This is a genomic window from Aquabacter spiritensis (genome assembly GCF_004346185.1).
In the GTDB taxonomy this organism is placed as follows: Bacteria; Pseudomonadota; Alphaproteobacteria; order Rhizobiales; family Xanthobacteraceae; genus Aquabacter; species Aquabacter spiritensis.
Window position 1 is genome coordinate 356,028 of the sequence record NZ_SMAI01000002.1, and the last position, 16,259, is coordinate 372,286.

Genomic DNA, 16,259 nt, shown 5'->3' on the forward strand with positions numbered 1-16,259 from the left:
GCGCATCCGGCTCTGTTTACCGTTCGGATCGGAGCCCGCGACCGGCGGACCGGTGGGACCGGCGCGCGTCGCGGCAGCGACGAACCTGGTGGCGACGAAACAAACGGGCTTCGGATCCGCCTCCCGAGGGCGCGGGCGTCCGGCGATCCCCGCGACTCGCGGACTTAGCCTATCGTTAGGAAAAAAAGTCTTCAATGCGGAAATGCGCCGTCCCCGCGGGCGCGGCTTCCCAAGGCCGCGCGCCTGCGCTAGGGAGGCGGCATGCGCCCGCCTGTCGACACCATCTACAAGATCGCGCCGGCCGCCCTCTGGCAGGACGCGGTCCGCGCCGGCCGGTTCGTCGGCGCGCCGGTCGACCTTGAGGACGGCTTCATCCATTTCTCGACCGCGGCCCAAATGCACGAGACCGCGCAGCGTCATTTCGCCGGCCAGGCCGATCTGCTGCTGATCGCGGTGGACGCGCCGGCGCTCGGCGACGCGCTGAAGTGGGAGCCGTCGCGCGGCGGCGCGCTGTTTCCCCATCTCTACGGCCCGCTGCCGCTCGATGCGGTGCGCACCGTCATGCCGCTGCCGCTCGGCCCCGACGGCGGCCACGTCTTCCCGGCCTGAGGCTCAGGCGAGGCGCAGCACGAACGGCTCGCCCTCGAACGCGTCGCGGCCACGGCCGATCGCCGCGATCGCCGCGATCATGCGCCCCTCCCGCTTGAGCGCGGCGTCGGCGAGGGCGACGATGCGGGCATTGGGCGTCGCGGTCGGCGACGCCTCGCGCAGGCGCAGGGCGAGGTCGGCCTCGCTGTGGTCCGGCATCAGCGCGCACAGCGTCGCATAGGCCGCCGCGGTGGAGCGCGAGATGCCGGCATAGCAATGGATCACCAAGGGCGCGGCGCGCGGCCAGGCATGCACGAATTCGAGCAGTTCGTGCATGTGCGCCGCGCCCGGCGCCACCAGCCCTTCGATCTCGTCGACGATGTCGTTGATGCCGAGGAACAGATGGTTGGTCGGGTCGACATTGCTCGGCCGCGTCAGCACCGTGCCGCCATTGATGAGGGTGATGACATGGCGGGCGCCGGTGGCGGCGACGGTGTCGTGCAGCCGCGCCAGGGAGCAGACGTGGATCATGGGGCAAGCTCCTCGAAGCGCTGGAGAAAGCGGATTTTGGCCGCTTCCGCCGTCCAGGGGGTGAGATAGTCCGCCTCCACGGCGGGATCGAGGCGGGTCGGGCGGCCGAACAGGCGCCGCGCCTCCGCATCGGCGAAACCGGCGAGCCGCGTCGCCTCGAGATAGGCGGCCGAATGGTCCGCCGCTTTGACGATCCGCACGAGGTCGCGCGGCCAGACCGGCGGGAGGCCGAAGCGCAGGCTGATGGCGGCGAGCAGGCGCGCCTCCACCGCCCGGTAATCGCCGCCGATGACCGCCTTGAACGGCGAGATCATGTCGCCGATGACATATTCCGGGGCGTCGTGCAGCAGCACCGCGAGGCGCCAGCGCCGGTCGATGTCGCCGGCCGCCCGGCGCGCGAGGCGCTCGACCAGGACCGCATGCTGCGCCACCGAGAAGACGTGCGGCCCGTGGGTCTGGCCGTTCCACCGCGCCACCCGGGCGAGGCCGTGGGCGATGTCCTCGATCTCGACGTCGAGCGGCGAGGGATCGAGCAAATCGAGCCGGCGGCCGGACAGCATGCGCTGCCAGGCCCGCGGCGGGCCGACGCGCGGGGCGGGGGGGAAGGGGGGCTTGGTGTCGGTATCGGGCATCGCGAATCGCGGATCGTCTTTTTCCGTGGCGCGGGTAAAGTGGCGCCGTCTCGGACCAAGAGCGAGTCCCCTCGAACATGACGCGCGCCGCCGCCGATCCGGCCCTGTCGCAGGCGCATCCGCCTCGCGTCCGCCCGACGCTCGCCGCGAGCGCCGCGGTGTTCCGCGATGGGCGTGTTCTCCTGGCGCGGCGCGGCTTCGCCCCCGGCCTCGGCCTGTGGAGCCTGCCGGGCGGGCGCGTCGAGGCGGGCGAGACGGTGGCCGCCGCGGCGGCACGCGAGGTCCTGGAGGAGGTCGGGGTGGTGGCCGCGGTCGGCGATGTCGCCGCGGTGCTCGATTTCATTTCACATGATGATGGCGGGGCGCTGGCCAGCCATTTCGTGGTGATCGCCCATGCCGCGTCGTGGCGCGCCAACGAGCCGGTCCCGGGGCCGGAGGCGACCGAGATCGGCTGGTTCGCGCCGGAGGAGGTGGCGGGCCTCGCCACCACGCGCGGCCTTGCGGAGGTCGTGGCGAAGGCGGCGCGCCTGGTCGCGCGGCCCAAGACGGAATAATGGCCCGCCGCGCGCCCAGCTCTTCAAGGCGGGGCGGCGGCACCATAAATGAAGACTCGGGTTCGCCCGATGACATCAACCCGCCCGGTTGCCCCGCAGCCCGGGCCCAGCGAGGCGCCATGGCCTTCTCCGCCGACGAAATCGAGCGCTATGCCCGCCACATCGTGCTGCGCGAGGTGGGCGGCCCCGGGCAGCAGAAGCTGAAGGCGGCCTCCGTCCTGGTGATCGGCGCCGGCGGCCTCGGTGCGCCGGTCCTGCTCTATCTCGCCGCGGCCGGGGTGGGGCGGCTGATCCTCGTCGACGACGATGTGGTGTCGCTGTCCAACCTCCAGCGGCAGGTGATCCACCGCACCGCCGATCTCGGCCGCCCCAAGGTGGAGAGCGCGCGCGACGCCGTGGCCGCGCTCAATCCGCACGTCGCCCTGGATCTTCACCCGGTGCGGCTCGGCGCCGACAATGCGCTCGACCTCGTGCGCGCCGCCGACGTGGTGATCGACGGCTCGGACAATTTCGCCACCCGCTATCTGGTTTCCGACGCCTGCGCGCTCGCCGGCCGCCCGCTGGTCACCGCGGCGCTCGGCACGTTCGACGCCACGCTGACCACGCTGCGCCCGCACGAAATCGGCTCGGACGGCGTACCGAATCCGACCTATCGCTGTCTGTTTCCCGAACCGCCTCCGCCCGGCACCGTGCCGGCCTGTGCCGAAGCCGGGGTGCTCGGTGCGCTGGCGGGCCTTGCGGGCGCGCTGGCGGCTCTGGAGGCGATCCGCGCCATTGTCGGCTTCGGCGATCCCCTGATCGGCAAGCTTTTGATGATCGATGCCCTGTCCATGCGCTTCGAGACCGTCGGCTATGGCTGGGATCCGGACAATCCGCTCACCGGCAACGCCCCCACCATCACCGATCTCTCTGGGCATGCCCGACCTGCCCTTACGGCAGTGGAAGCGCCGCTCTGACCGGGCCGTCCCGTCCGCACAAACACGCGCAGGTTCGGTGCGGAGCGCGGGAACCTTCGCCGCACCGGAAGGTTTCTCCTACGACGCCGCGCAGGCGGCAGGAACCGACGGGAAGATCTGCAATGGGCTCGATTTCCAGGACTCAGGCTGAACGTTCGATCCGCATGGTCATCGGCAATGACGAGCGCGAAATCAGCTCGTTGAAGGAAGCCAAGAGCTTCCTCAAGCAGCACAAGGCCGGCGCGCTCGCCGACTTCATTCTCTCCGACATGGATGCCGCCGCGCCCGGCGCCCTCGTCGCCTTCCGCAATCGCCTGGAAATGATGCGCGCCGCCCTCTGAGAGGGGTGGCGGCTGAGTCTTCAGGTGGAACGCGGCCAAAGCTGTCTCAGCGATAGAGCAAGTGGTTTCGGCGCGGCGCACGTGCCGACCATCGCTTACGTGCGTGACTTCAGCGCTGTGGTGATCCTTCCAGGTAAGGAATAATCTAACCAAAAGTGCACTACAGCGCTCAACAATTGCAATTCTCGTCAGTTGCAGTTGACTTTTATGCCCGAAAAATCACCGCGTGATTTCACGTTTTCCCGATCCAGCTGAGAAATTACAACCTCTCCGTCTCTGGGGCGAAGGGTTCTGGATCTGCAGTCGCCATTCTCAAAGCAAAATTGAATTCTGACGTCGTATGACGATGTGGAACATACGAGATTCTTGTAGCTGCATTGTCTCAAAACAGCATCAATTTTTTTATATTGAGAGCACGCCTCATATCTTGCATTGCAAGACACTCCGCTTGAGCAAGACTGTGCGAGCAGAGACTGTGGGCTCAGGAACGAAGCAGCAAAAATCCCGAGTACGTATATTTTTCTCATACAAATCTCCGGCGTTCCGAGTCGGAAATTTGTTTATCAATTGAGCCGTGGCGCGCATCCCTCAATTGGGTGACAGACGCCAGATGTCCGTCTCCGGCACGCGCCGGTCCAATCCACACCGAGCGCCCAAATTGCATTGATGTTGGGGATCCGCAGTGGGCGCTAAACGGACCGCTGCTCGTCGAGAAAGCGGCGCACGGCGTCGGGATCGACGTCGCGCGCGATGAAGGCCGCGCCGATGGCGCGGACGAGAATGAAGGTGAGAGCGCCCCGGCTCACTTTTTTGTCCTGGGAAATGAGGCGCATCAGGCCGTCCGTGTCGGGCAGATCGCCGGGCACGTCCGAAATTCGGGTCGGCAGGCCCAGCGATGCGAGATGCCGCGTCGCGCGCACCGCATCCTGACCCGCGCACAATCCCATCCGCGCCGAGAAGGCGAAGGCGAGGCTCATGCCGATCGCCACGGCTTCACCGTGCAGCAGGCGGTCGGAAAATCCGGCGCCGGCCTCCAGCGCATGGCCGAACGTGTGGCCGAGATTGAGGAGCGCCCGGTCGCCGGTCTCCTTCTCGTCCCGTGCGACGATCGCGGCCTTGGCGGCACAGCTCGCGGCAACCGCCGCCCCGCGGGCCGGACCGCCGGAAATGACGTCACGCCCGTTGGCTTCCAGCCAGTCGAACAAGGCGGCATCCCCGAGTAGTCCGTATTTCGCCACCTCGGCATAGCCGGCCCGAAGCTCGCGTGCCGGCAAAGTATCGAGCGCGGCGGTGTCTGCGACCACCAGGACGGGCTGGTGAAAGGCACCGATCAGGTTCTTGCCCTGCGGGGAATTGATGCCGGTCTTGCCGCCGACGGAGGAATCGACCTGGGACAGCAGCGTCGTCGGGGCCTGCACGATGTCGACGCCGCGCCGAACCACCGCTGCGGCGAACCCCGCGAGATCGCCGACGACTCCGCCGCCGAGCGCGAGGACCAGATCGCGCCGCTCGATCCGCGCCGCGATCAGGCCTTCCGCGACCTGAGCCAGCCCGGCATAGGATTTCGACTTCTCCCCGGGCTCGACCACGATCGCGGTGAAATCGATGCCGGCGGCAGCGAGCGCCGCCTCGACCCGCGGCAAATGATGGCGGGCGACCGTGCGATCGGTCACGATGGCGACCCGCGCGCCGGGGCGAAGCGCGGCGATCCTTCGCCCGATCTCGTCCAGCAAGTCCGGGCCGATGACGATATCGTAAGGCCGGCCGGAAAGGTCGACGCGGATGCATGTCGCCTCGGACGCGGAAGCGGGCTGAAACGCGGCATCGGGCATGGAACGCCGTCTCTTCTCAAACGGGGTGGGGCGGCGCGGCGAGATGGCGCGCGGCCCGCGCGATCACATCGTCCACCACGGTGTCGTGGAGCACCTCACGCGAATCCACCGTGAGGTCGGCGAGGGCGTAGAGATGCTCGCGGGCGGCGAGAAGCGCGGCGAGCCGCTCGGCGGCGTCGCCCTGCGCGAGGAGCGGCCGGTCGTTGCGCTTCTTCACCCGGCGCAGCAGGGTCGGCAAATCGGCGCGCAGCCAGACCGATATGCCGCCCGCTCGGATCGCAGCGCGGGTTTCCTCGGTCATGAAGGCGCCGCCGCCGGTTGCGACCACGTTGGGCCCGCTCTGCAGGAGGCGCGCAACGACGCGCTTCTCGCCGAGCCGGAATTCCGCCTCGCCCCGCGAGGCGAAGATTTCCGGAATCGTCATGCCGGCGGCTTTTTCGATCTCGTCGTCGGCATCGAAGAAGGGCAGGCCCAGCCGCTTTGCGAGCCGGCGGCCGACCGATGACTTGCCCGCGCCCGGCATGCCGACGAGGACGAGGGATTTCTGGCCGAGGCGGGCCAGGAGCGCATCGGCCCCGACATCCGTCGCCTCGCTCATGCCGTCTCCCGTCACCGCATTCCCTTCTCGTCTTGCCGGTCCGGCGCGCGGTCGCCAGCCTCCCGGGCAGCGCGCCACCAAGGAAAACGGCAGTAGCACCGGGCTTTCCCTCCGGCAATCCGGTTGAAAGCGCGGCGGGAGCGTGCGACGTGTGGCAGGTCGCGCTCCTCGATGATTCGGGCAGACAGATTTGGCCAGCCTCATCCGCCTTCTTGTCGTGATCGCCATCCTCGCCGGCTGTGTCTATGGCGGCGCCTGGTGGCTCGCAAACAAGGTGCAACCCGCCTCGCGCGAGGTCACCTTCACCGTTCCGAACGACAAGTTCAGCAAATGACCGCCGCCGGGCCGGTGGCGCTATTTCTGGACATGCAGGCGGTGGAACGGGGCGCGAGCCGCAACACGCTCGATGCCTATCGGCGCGATCTCGACGATCTCTCGGTCTTCCTGTCCGCCCGCGGCGACACCGTGCTCGGTGCCGCGACCCCCGTTCTGCGGGCCTATCTCGCGGACCTGTCCGACCGCGGCTTCAAGCCGGCCACGCTCGCGCGCCGCCTGTCGGCCCTGCGCCAGCTCTACCGCTTTCTCTATGCCGAGGGCCATCGCGGCGACGATCCGGCGGCCGTGCTCGATGGTCCCAAGCGCGGCCGCCCGCTGCCGAAGGTGCTCGGCCTGGAGGAGGTCACCCGGCTCATCGATACCGCGCATGCCCGCGCCGCGGCGGCCGAGCATCCGCCCGAGCGGCTGCGCCGGCTCCGCGTGGCGGCGACGATCGAACTGCTCTACGCCACCGGCCTGCGGGTCTCCGAATTGTGCGCCCTTCCCGCGAGTGCGGCCCGCAACCGGGCCGAGGCGATCATGGTTGTGGGGAAGGGCGGCAAGGAGCGGCTCGTGCCGCTCGGCGGTGCGGCGCGCGCAGCCATGGCCGCCTATCTCGACGCGCGCCGGGCCGCCGGGCTGGAGGCGTCGCGCTGGCTGTTCCCGTCCTCCGGCGCGAGCGGCCACGTCACCCGCCAGCAGGCGGGTCGGGACCTGAAGGACCTTGCGCTCGCCGCCGAAATCGATCCGGATGCGTTGTCCCCGCACGTTTTGCGGCATGCCTTCGCCAGCCATCTTCTGGCGCATGGGGCGGATCTGCGGATCGTCCAGACCCTGCTCGGCCACGCCGATATCGCGACCACCCAGATCTACACCCATATCCTGGACGAGCGCCTCGCCGGGCTGGTGCGCGATCTCCATCCTATGACCCGCCGCTGACGCGCGGCGGTCTTGCGCCGGATGTGCCGCGCCGGGCGCGCGGGCAGCGCGCGAAGGGTCGGGGAAATCGGACCGCGCCCCTTTCATCGGGGGACCAGTCGGCCTATATTCGGTGAGCCGGCGCAAGCTGGATATGGCGATAAACGGTTGTCGGAATAAGCCTTTCGGACCCGGGGGCAGTACCCGGCGCCTCCACCAGAGCCCGTTCCCGGTTGTTACCGGGCCGGCGGGCTTCGGCGGGGGCGAAATAGGATCGACGAGGGTGTAAAGGGCTTTCTTTCGCTCGGCATGGTTCCGCCGTCATCGGGCCGACCTATAGTTGCGAATGACAACTATGCTCCGGTTGCTCAGGCCGCGTGAGCGGTTTGACGATCGAAATCAAAGTCCTACCGGGTAGCACTGGATAGGCGGGGTTCGGAGGCACCTGGCAACAGAAGCCTCCACTTCCTTCGGGCCTGCCGGACCTCGCGGGAAGGAGAACGAGTCTCCCGTCCGTGCGGAGCGCCCCCGGCGCACTGTGTCGGGGCGGAAGTCCAGGCCGGCTGCGGGCGATTATGGCGTCGACGGATCACATCAGATACGACCTCCTGGCGCAGGACGCCTTGCGTGGCGTGGTGCGGCGCGTGCTGGCCGATGCCGCGCGCGACGGCCTGCCGGGAGACCACCATTTCTTCGTCGCCTTCGACACCCGCGCCCCCGGCGTGCGTCTCTCGCACCGCATGCGCGAAAAATATCCCGAGGAAATGACCATCGTCCTGCAGCACCAATATTGGGACCTGCAGGTGAGCGATGCCGGCTTCGAGGTCGGTCTCTCCTTCGGCGGCATTCCCGAGCGGCTGGTCGTGCCGTTTTCCGCCCTGAAGGGCTTCTTCGACCCCTCCGTGAAGTTCGGCCTGCAGTTCGAGCTCGCCGAGGGCGACGCGGCCGCACCGGTTCCCGCCGAGACTCCTGCGTCCCCGACCGGGGCCCAAACCGCGGCGCCCACCGCGATCCGGCCCTCGGTCCGCGGCGCGGCCTCGGAGCCCGCGGTGTCCAGCTCCGCCCGCCTGCCCGCAGGTCCGCTCGAGGGCGCGGCGGGAAAGAGCGGGAGCGCGGCGGATGGGGGCGATGCGCCACCGGCGGCGGAAGAGACCCGAACAAGTGGTGCAGAAGTCGTTCGTCTGGACGTGTTCCGGAAGAAATAAGGCTGTTAACCCCGACGAACCGGTCCTGTTATGTCGGATGATTACGATGTCGCGGTGATCGGCGCCGGCGCTGCGGGCCTTGCGGCCGGCGCCGCACTCGCCGCCTCCGGAGTGCGGTTCGTGGTCCTGGAGGCCGCCGACCGCACCGGCGGCCGCGCTTTTACCGACACGGAAACCTTTGATCGGCCTTGGGATCTCGGCTGCCACTGGCTGCATTCCGCCGACCACAACCCGTTCACCGCCATCGCCGACCGGCTGGGCTTCGCCTATGGCAGCACCCCCACGCGCCTGGTCCGCAACCTGTTTTTCGACGGCGCCTGGGCCTCCGCGCCCACGGCCGGCTCCGCCGCCCACGCCGTCGATTCCGCCTTCGCCGCCGTCCGGGCCGCCGGGCTCGCCGGGCGCGACGTCGCCGCAAGCGCCGTCGTCGCCGACGCCGGATGCTGGAATCCGCTGGTTCGCCATTGGCTTGCGCTGATGACTGCGAGTCCGCCCGAGGACGTTTCGACGGCGGATTTCGCGGCCTATTCCGGCACCGAAGCGAACTGGCCCGTCCTCGACGGCTATGGCGCGCTGGTCCGGGCCAACGGCGCCGCGGTGCCGGTCACTTTGGCCTGCCCGGTCACGGATCTCGACTGGTCTCGTCCGCAGGTCCGGCTTTCCACCCCCCGCGGCACGGTTACCGCGCGGGCTGCGATCGTATGCGTTCCTGTGCCGGTGATCGCCCAGGGGCGGCTCGCTTTCGCCCCCGCGCTGCCTCCGCCACTCGCCGAAGCGTTCGCAGGCCTGACTTTGGGCGTGGCCGAGAAGGTTGCGATCGGCTTTGATCGCGACGTCTTCGGCTTTTCCGAACGCACCGCCGTCACGGTCTGTTCGGGCGGGCGCGCGCCGGTCAATTTCCAGATCCTCGCCGGTCCGCAGCCCGTGGCCATCGGCCATATAGCGGGCGACACCGCGGCCGCCCTGGTCCGCAGCGGAGAGGCCGCGATGAGCGATTTCGTCCTGGCCGCGCTTTCCGACGCGTTCGGGTCCGAAATCTCCCGCCATGTCGGTCGCGTCCGCGCCACCTCCTGGGCGCGCGATCCGTGGATCGGCGGCGGCTATTCCTCGGCGCTGCCGGGCCGGGCGCATCTGCGCGAGCGGCTGCTCGCACCGCTGGGAGACCGCGTGTTCTTTGCCGGCGAGGCCGTCGCGCGCAGCGATTTTTCCACCTGCCACGGCGCCCATCTGTCGGGGATCGCGGCCGCGCGAGCCTGCCTCGCCGCCATGTCACGAGCCGCTTGATGCTGCCGCTCGCTCATATCGTCGCCATGGCGGAGAACGGCGTGATCGGCCGCGGCGACGCCTTGCCGTTTCGCCTGCCGTCGGACCTCAAGAGGTTCCGCGCCCTCACCTGGGGAAAGCCGATTCTGATGGGACGTCGGACGTTCCAATCGATCGGCAGGGTTCTGCCCGGCCGGATCTCGGTCGTCGTCTCGGCGGATCCAGGCTTCGTGGCGCCGGAGGGCGTGTACGTGGGCCGGACGCTGGACGCCGCTTTGGCTCTCGCCGATGCCGCGGGCCGGGATCTCGGCGCGCCGGAGATCATGGTGATCGGTGGGCGGCGCGTGTTCGCCGAGACGCTTCCTTTGACGCGCATCGTTCACCTGACGCAGGTGCACGCCGCGCCCGAGGGCGACGTCTTTCTCACCCCGTACGATCCCAGCGCGTGGCGGGAAACGGGTCGGGAGGGACCGCTCCAGGGAGCCGGCGACGAGGCCCCCTTCACTTATCTGACGCTCGAACGCGCCGCGGCGCGCGCCGAAAGCGCAGGCGCACGCGGGGACTGACGGCGGATCGTCCCATGTTCCTTGGCTGCGCTCATTCGCCCGGGACGAGGCCGGGCGGCCGCGGGATGGTGCCGAAGCCCGCCGGCGGGCGATAGGGCGCCGAGTCGGGATCGGGACGCACCGCCCGCGGCCGCACGCCGGGACCGATGTCCACCGGAGGCGCCAGAGGCGGCGCCTGTGCCGAGGCCGGAGCGGGCTGGCGAGGCTCCGGCGCGCGGGTCTCGGGGCTGCGCTGGGGCTGCGTCGGACGGGCCGCAGGTTCGCTCGCCCGTGGCGGGTCCGGGACGCGCGCCGGCTCGGGCGCCCGAGCCGGCGGCGTGGGAGGGAGTGCAGCCGCGGGCGTTCCGCCGGCGGGGCGCTGTTGGGTGGAGGGGGCGGTCGGATTTCCGGCTGGGGGTGTGCCGCCGGCGCCGGTATCGACGCCCAGGGTACGCCGCTCCTCCAGCAGCCGGGTTTCGCGGTCGATCGCGCGCATGGCGATGGCGGTCGCCAGCGGCGCGGCTGTCACGCGTCGCTCGGGCGCCGCGAGCGGGCCTTGCCAGAGGATCGATCCGCCCGGTGTCGCACCGCCGGCCTCGGACGCCTCCAATTCCAGGCTCGCCTCCATCAGCAGGCGGACCGGATCGAGCGTTCCGTTGAAGGTGGCGCGAACCGGGCCGACTTGGGCGCGGCCGGGGGAGAGACGAATGGCGCCATTGACCACACCGAAGGCGGTTTCGACCAATTCGAGGCGCAAGGGGCCTCGGTGAAGTGCACGATCGAACATTTGCGCGGTGCGGCGTTCGTCCGGCGGTTGCCCCGTCGTGGTCTCGGCGAGGACGACGTCCAGCGCGCGGGGGTCGGCATTTTGGATCTCCAAGCCGGCGACGCCGAGTGTGCCCTGCCCGGAGAGGCTCTGAACCAGAGTCTGGGGGCTGCGGCCGCTGCCGAGCAGGTCGAGGGAGAGGGTGATCCGGCCGGCGGGCGGTGTACGGGGCGCGAGCGGGGCGAGAAGCGCCGCGGCGGCGACGTCGGCCAGCGCGATCCGCCCATCCGCCGCGAGCCCATCCGGCCGCCGCCTTAAGGTCATCGCGCCGGAAAATTGTCCGCCACCGAACCCTCCCGCGATATCGCGCATTTCCAGGCTCTGGGCGTCCGCCGCGAGGCGCACGCGTCCGTCGGAGAGGGCATAGGCGCCCGACAGGTCGATGCGCCGGGCGGACAGGTCGAGGGCGAGGGCGAGTGGAAGTGGCGCCCCGCCGGAGAAGCGCGCCGCTGGCCAGATTCCGGTGCCGGCGTCCGCACCGGTGCTGCGCGCGCCCCAGAGGCCGATCAGACGCGGCAGCGAGATCGCTTCGACGGCGAGGGTTCCGCTGAGCCGGGGCTGGGGTGCGGGATCGAGCGTCACGGCTCCGGTCAGTGTGCCGCCGGCAAGGGACCCGGCGAGCCCGGCGAAGTGCCACCGCCCATCGACGCGCGAGAGGTCGAAGGCGAGGCTGGCCGGTACCGGACCCGTTTCCATCGCGGCGAGGCTCGCGATGACGCGGGAAAGATCGGTGCTTCGGATCTCGCCCTTCAGGCGTGGAAGGACCTGTCCGTCCTGGGAGAGCGCGACCTTACCGGCGCCGGAGGCGCTGGCATCGGCGAGAATGAGACGGCCGTCGAAGGCGGCGCCCCCGCCGGGCTCCGGCCGAAGCGTGAGGTCGAGCCGACCCGGACCTTGGCCCGGCTTCAGGCCCGGCAGGCCCGCGGCTTCCAGCACCCGCGCGGCATCGCTGGCGGCGAGTGCGAGGTCGACCCGGTCGAGCGCCCCGGCCTTGGCACGGGCGAAGGCGGCGCGGCCGGAGACGAGGCCCAAAGTCCCCTCGGCGGAAAGGCTCGCGCCCCCCGCCTCCGTCCAGGCGGCGGTGCTGGCGAGCTTGACGGGGGCGGCGATCGGCAGCAGTCCGGCCAGCGTATCGGCCGCCGCGGCGCCGGCGATCAGCCGCACGATCGGAACCAAACCGTCGGCGCGGGCACCGGCGACCGTCAGGTCGAGAGTGCCGCGCAGCGGATCGGCGAGGCGCTCAAATCGGCCTGATCCGTCGAGCGCGAGTCCGGCGAGGTCGGCGATCGACAGTCGCGTCAGAATCCAGGCGTTGTCGCGTCCGACAGCGGCGAGGGACAGTGCGCCGAGAGGAAGGCCAGACAAGCGCAACCGCCGCCCCTCGAGTTTGATGCCGCCTTCGATCGCACCATCGGTGCCCTGGATCAGAGGCCGCGCGGCGGCGATGACCGGGTCGAGATCGAAGCCATCGAGGGTCAGCGCGACATCGAGCCGGGGCGGGGGGCCATAGCGCAGGGCTCCCGATCCGGAGGCGCGGGCGTCGCCTATGCTCAGCTTTACAGCATCCGCCGAAATCAGATCATCCCGCGCGACGACACGGCCCGAGAGCCGCACCGGCCCGCTCAGCGCGGCGGCGAGTTCCGGCTTGGCGCGGGGGGCGGCCCACCGCAGGAACACGGTCGGTTCATCCGATGCGAAGGTGAGATCGCCCTCGAATGTGCCGCCGCCATCGGCGCGGGCAGGCGTTCCGGAGAGGCGCAGCGTCGTCTGGCCGGGCAACCGCGCCTCGGCATTGTCGACGTGCCAGCCATCGGTGCCGCCTGTCAAATCGAGCCGCGCATCGCGCACCACCGTTCCCCCCACCGTGAGCTGTTCCACCGCGGCCCCGATCCGGGCGCGGAATTCGGGCGTGGGAAGAGCCGCGAAGGCCGCTGCAAGACCCGCCAGCGCATCGCTCGGTGTGCGTGCGGCGGTGGCGGCCGTGGGGAACAGCGCATCGGCATCGAGGGCGCGGGCATTGAGGACGGCATCGAGGGCGATCGCCCGCCCGAGGGAGAGTCGCGCCGAACCGGCCAGTTGCGCGGGCCGCGCCTCGTCGCCGAGCGAGAGTTCGAGGTTTTCAGCTACCAGGGCTTCCGGGTCGGCGCGCAGATTGGCTCCGATCCGCCATGCGCCGCCGGTCGTCGCATCGCCCCGACGCACCAGACTTGCGTGGCCGGAAAAGCGCGGCGTGCCGCGCTCCATGCGGAACGTACCGTCGAAATCGAGCATGACCGGGCGGTCGTGTGCCTCCGCAATGAGACGCAGGCGGCTCGGTTCCTCACCGATTCTGCCGAGAGAGACGCGCAGCCCGTAAGACCTGCCCCCGGCTTCGCCGCTGCCGTCGAGCCGGAACGGGCCGGAGAGCGAGCGCGCCTCACCCTCGAGATCGAGCCGGGTCAGGCGCAGGGTGCGGTCCGCGCCGCGGTCGAGGAGGTCGATCGCCCCATCGCGGATCGTAAGCCGGTCGATGGCGAGCCCAATGGGAACGCCGGCGCCGGTGGGCGCGGCGATCCGCCCGGCACTGTCCAGCACCGCCCGGAGCCGCGGCCGCACCAAGGTTACACCGCGCGCTTCCAGATTGCCGCGCATCATGGCGCCGAGCGAGAATTCGGCGTCGAGCCGCTCGACGCTGCCCCCGGTCGAGACGCCATCGGCGCCGATCGTGACCGCGCGAAGCGTCAGCCGGGGGACGGGCAGGAGTTCGGCCTGGATGGGGCCGCGAATCAGCACCGGCACCCCGAGCGTGCGGCTCGCCTCGCTTTCGAACGTCGCGCGCCAGGCGTTCCAATCCACGACATAAGGAGTGGCGAACGCCGCAACGATGACGGCGATCACCGCCGTCGCGATGGTGATGAGGATGCCTTGCACCTCGGACCTTCACGCTTGTGCACGGCGCGCCCCGAGGGTGCGCGCCGTGCTGAGTTCAGACAGCGACAATCTTGCCGGGATTCATGATGTTTTGAGGGTCGAACGCACGCTTCAGAGTGCGCATGGCATCGAGCGTCGCCGCGCCGTGCTCCGCGGCGAGATATTTCATCTTGCCCTGGCCCACCCCGTGTTCGCCGGTACAGGTGCCGTCCATGGCGATCGCCCGCTCGACCATGCGCGCCATGAAGAGCTTGGCTTTTGCCGTATCGGCAGGATCCGCCACGTCGACCATCAGAGTGGTGTGGAAATTGCCGTCGCCGACATGACCGACAATGGGTGCGATCAGTCCCATCTCCTCGATGTCGCGCTTGGTCTCCATGACGCAATCGGCGAGGCGGGAGAGCGGCACGCAGACATCGGTGGCGACCGCCTTCGCGCCGGGGCGAAGCGGCAGGACGGACCAATAGGCATCGTGCCGCGCCTGCCAGAGACGGTTGCGATCCTCCGGCCGGTCGGCCGAGACGAAAGCGCCGGCCGAATGAGCCGCAGCGATCTCCGCAAAGCGCTCGGCCTGCTCCCGGGCGCCGGCCGGGGTACCGTGGAATTCCAGGAAAAGATGCGGCGTCTCCGGCAGGCCGAGCTTGGCATAGCCGTTCGAGGCACGCACCTGCACCTCGTCCAGCAGCTCGATCCGCGCCACCGGCACGCCCGATTGGATGGTCTCGATCACCGTGTCGCAGGCGTCCCGGATGGTCGGGAAGGGGCAGACGCCGGCGACGATCGTTTCCGGAATCCCGTAGAGCCGCAGGGTGATCTCGGTGATCACGCCGAGCGTGCCCTCCGCGCCGACGAAAAGCCGTGTGAGATCATAGCCGGCGGATGTCTTGCGGGCGCGGCGCGCCGTTGTGATGACATCGCCATTGGGCAGGACGACCTTCAAGGCGAGGACATTGTCCTTCATGGTGCCGTAGCGCACCGCATTGGTCCCGGAGGCGCGGGTCGAGACCATGCCGCCGAGCGAGGCGTCGGCCCCGGGATCGATCGGGAAGAACAAGCCTTGGTCGCGCAAATTCTCGTTCAGCCGCTTGCGGGTCACGCCCGGCTCGATGACGCAGTCGAGATCGTCGGCATGGACGGCGAGGATCCGGTCCATGCGCGACAGGTCCAGGCTGATGCCGCCATACGGCGCGTTGACGTGGCCTTCGAGCGACGTGCCCGTTCCGAACGGGATCAGGGGGACGCCGAATTCCCGGCAGATGCCGACGACCGTCTGCACGTCGCGCGTATCGTTGGCATAGACGACGGCGTCGGGCGGTTCGTTCGGCAGATAGGTGGTGATATTGGCATGCTGGGCGCATATCGCGGCCGACATCACGACTTTGTTACCGAGCGCGTTCAGCAGAGCTTCCGACGCTGCCGAAAAATCGCCCCCGAGCTCGGGCTCAACCTTCGCATCTGCGACAACCATTTAAGAATCCTTAAAAAGCAGCGTGTCGCGCGGAACGCGTGCGCCACCTTAAACCGGGGCGCGTCGGCGGCAAAACGGCGATTTGCCCCCGACCGGGGCCGCGGTTTCTGTCCGAACCTTCCGCAGCAGCGACATTTTTACGTCAAATCGAACGATGACAATGGCTTGGTTCGCGTCACACTGCGCTTTCACCGGGCACCGCGGGATTGCGATGCATCACTCCAGGAAACGGCAGGGTCGCCATGTGGGATCGAAGCGCTTTCGAGCCCGTCTTCTTTGCCCCTTTCGTGTCTTCGCCGTTGAAGATCGAGACGGAGTGGATGGACTATAATGGCCACGTCAACATGGCCTATTATAACGTGTTGTTCGATCGGGCGACCGACGAGGCCATGGCCCTGATTGGTTTGGGTCCGCATTATGCCGAAGCGCGCCGGGCCTCATTCTTCACCGCCGAGACCCATGTGCGCTATTTGCGGGAATTGCCCAATGTCGGGACCGTTCGCGCCACGGTCCAACTGGTCGATTATGATGAGAAAAGGCTCCATCTCTTTCTGCAGCTGCATCACGGGTCCGACGGCTGGATTTCGGCGTGCTGCGAGCTAGTCGCCCTTCATGTCGATCTCGCCACCCGACGGGTTGTGCCATTCCCCGACGAAATTCTCGAGCGAATCGCCGGAATGAAGGCGGTGCACGGCGCGCTTCCCATCCCGGACGGGTTGGGCCGAAGCGTCGCCATGAGCCCGCGCTGCTGATCTCCGTATCTCTTCGCGATACGGG

The 16,259-nt window shown here is 69.2% G+C and carries 16 protein-coding genes and 1 other RNA gene; 11 read left to right on the forward strand and 6 right to left on the reverse strand.

Annotated features, from left to right (window positions below; translation table 11 throughout):
- Positions 1-261: 261 nt before the first annotated feature.
- Positions 262-609 (forward strand): DUF952 domain-containing protein, encoded by a 348-nt coding sequence (locus EDC64_RS05795; RefSeq protein ID WP_132030302.1) that lies wholly within the window; start codon positions 262-264, stop codon positions 607-609.
- A 3-nt stretch (positions 610-612) separates the two neighbouring features.
- Here the strand turns inward: EDC64_RS05795 and EDC64_RS05800 are convergent, their stop codons facing one another.
- Together EDC64_RS05800 and EDC64_RS05805 are read right to left on the reverse strand one after the other, a co-directional pair.
- Positions 613-1,119, reverse strand: coding sequence for a tyrosine phosphatase family protein (locus EDC64_RS05800; protein WP_132030303.1), 507 nt, complete (start codon positions 1,117-1,119; stop codon positions 613-615).
- A complete protein-coding gene (locus EDC64_RS05805) occupies positions 1,116-1,751 on the reverse strand; it encodes an HD domain-containing protein (protein WP_132030304.1) in 636 nt (211 codons plus the stop codon). The genes EDC64_RS05800 and EDC64_RS05805 overlap by 4 nt, the downstream gene beginning before the upstream one ends.
- A 77-nt stretch (positions 1,752-1,828) precedes the next feature.
- Between EDC64_RS05805 and EDC64_RS05810 the strand changes: the two genes are divergently transcribed.
- The 3 genes from EDC64_RS05810 to EDC64_RS05820 all read left to right on the forward strand — a co-directional run bounded on the left by EDC64_RS05810 (position 1,829) and on the right by EDC64_RS05820 (position 3,602).
- Positions 1,829-2,305, forward strand: a complete 477-nt coding sequence (locus EDC64_RS05810; RefSeq protein WP_132030305.1) for an NUDIX hydrolase — start codon at positions 1,829-1,831, stop codon at positions 2,303-2,305.
- A 119-nt stretch (positions 2,306-2,424) separates the two neighbouring features.
- Positions 2,425-3,261, forward strand: a complete 837-nt coding sequence (locus EDC64_RS05815) for a HesA/MoeB/ThiF family protein (RefSeq protein WP_132030306.1) — start codon at positions 2,425-2,427, stop codon at positions 3,259-3,261.
- Positions 3,262-3,383: 122 nt separating this feature from the next.
- A complete protein-coding gene (locus tag EDC64_RS05820; protein ID WP_132030307.1) occupies positions 3,384-3,602 on the forward strand; it encodes a hypothetical protein in 219 nt (72 codons plus the stop codon).
- 689 nt (positions 3,603-4,291) lie between these two features.
- Here the strand turns inward: EDC64_RS05820 and aroB are convergent.
- Both aroB and EDC64_RS05830 read right to left on the reverse strand, forming a co-directional pair.
- On the reverse strand, positions 4,292-5,434 hold the full coding sequence (gene aroB / locus EDC64_RS05825; protein ID WP_132030308.1) for a 3-dehydroquinate synthase: 1,143 nt from the start codon (positions 5,432-5,434) through the stop codon (positions 4,292-4,294).
- Between the two features lie 16 nt (positions 5,435-5,450).
- Complete coding sequence (locus EDC64_RS05830; protein WP_132030309.1) at positions 5,451-6,032, reverse strand: shikimate kinase; 582 nt, start codon at positions 6,030-6,032, stop codon at positions 5,451-5,453.
- A 190-nt stretch (positions 6,033-6,222) separates the two neighbouring features.
- Here EDC64_RS05830 and EDC64_RS23450 point away from each other — a divergent pair, with 190 nt between their 5' ends.
- The 6 genes from EDC64_RS23450 to EDC64_RS05855 all read left to right on the forward strand — a co-directional run bounded on the left by EDC64_RS23450 (position 6,223) and on the right by EDC64_RS05855 (position 10,299).
- Complete coding sequence (locus EDC64_RS23450; RefSeq protein WP_165933652.1) at positions 6,223-6,366, forward strand: hypothetical protein; 144 nt, start codon at positions 6,223-6,225, stop codon at positions 6,364-6,366.
- On the forward strand, positions 6,363-7,286 hold the full coding sequence (locus tag EDC64_RS05835; RefSeq protein ID WP_132030310.1) for a site-specific tyrosine recombinase XerD: 924 nt from the start codon (positions 6,363-6,365) through the stop codon (positions 7,284-7,286). The genes EDC64_RS23450 and EDC64_RS05835 overlap by 4 nt, the downstream gene beginning before the upstream one ends.
- Positions 7,287-7,363: 77 nt before the next feature.
- Positions 7,364-7,731: a transfer-messenger RNA gene (ssrA, locus tag EDC64_RS05840) on the forward strand.
- Between the two features lie 109 nt (positions 7,732-7,840).
- On the forward strand, positions 7,841-8,470 hold the full coding sequence (locus tag EDC64_RS05845) for an SspB family protein (RefSeq protein ID WP_132030311.1): 630 nt from the start codon (positions 7,841-7,843) through the stop codon (positions 8,468-8,470).
- 30 nt (positions 8,471-8,500) lie between these two features.
- Positions 8,501-9,754, forward strand: a complete 1,254-nt coding sequence (locus EDC64_RS05850; RefSeq protein WP_132030312.1) for a flavin monoamine oxidase family protein — start codon at positions 8,501-8,503, stop codon at positions 9,752-9,754.
- On the forward strand, positions 9,754-10,299 hold the full coding sequence (locus EDC64_RS05855; RefSeq protein ID WP_132030313.1) for a dihydrofolate reductase: 546 nt from the start codon (positions 9,754-9,756) through the stop codon (positions 10,297-10,299). The genes EDC64_RS05850 and EDC64_RS05855 overlap by 1 nt, the downstream gene beginning before the upstream one ends.
- Before the next feature lie 31 nt (positions 10,300-10,330).
- On the opposite strand, the gene EDC64_RS05860 is transcribed toward EDC64_RS05855, so the two are convergent.
- Positions 10,331-14,014, reverse strand: a complete 3,684-nt coding sequence (locus EDC64_RS05860) for an AsmA family protein (protein WP_132030314.1) — start codon at positions 14,012-14,014, stop codon at positions 10,331-10,333.
- A 55-nt stretch (positions 14,015-14,069) separates the two neighbouring features.
- Positions 14,070-15,482: an FAD-linked oxidase C-terminal domain-containing protein gene (locus EDC64_RS05865; RefSeq protein ID WP_132030315.1), complete on the reverse strand. Its 1,413-nt coding sequence runs from the start codon at positions 15,480-15,482 to the stop codon at positions 14,070-14,072.
- Between the two features lie 242 nt (positions 15,483-15,724).
- On the opposite strand from EDC64_RS05865, the gene EDC64_RS05870 reads away from it, so the two are divergent.
- Positions 15,725-16,234, forward strand: coding sequence for a thioesterase family protein (locus EDC64_RS05870; RefSeq protein WP_132030316.1), 510 nt, complete (start codon positions 15,725-15,727; stop codon positions 16,232-16,234).
- The last annotated feature ends 25 nt before the right edge of the window (positions 16,235-16,259 follow it).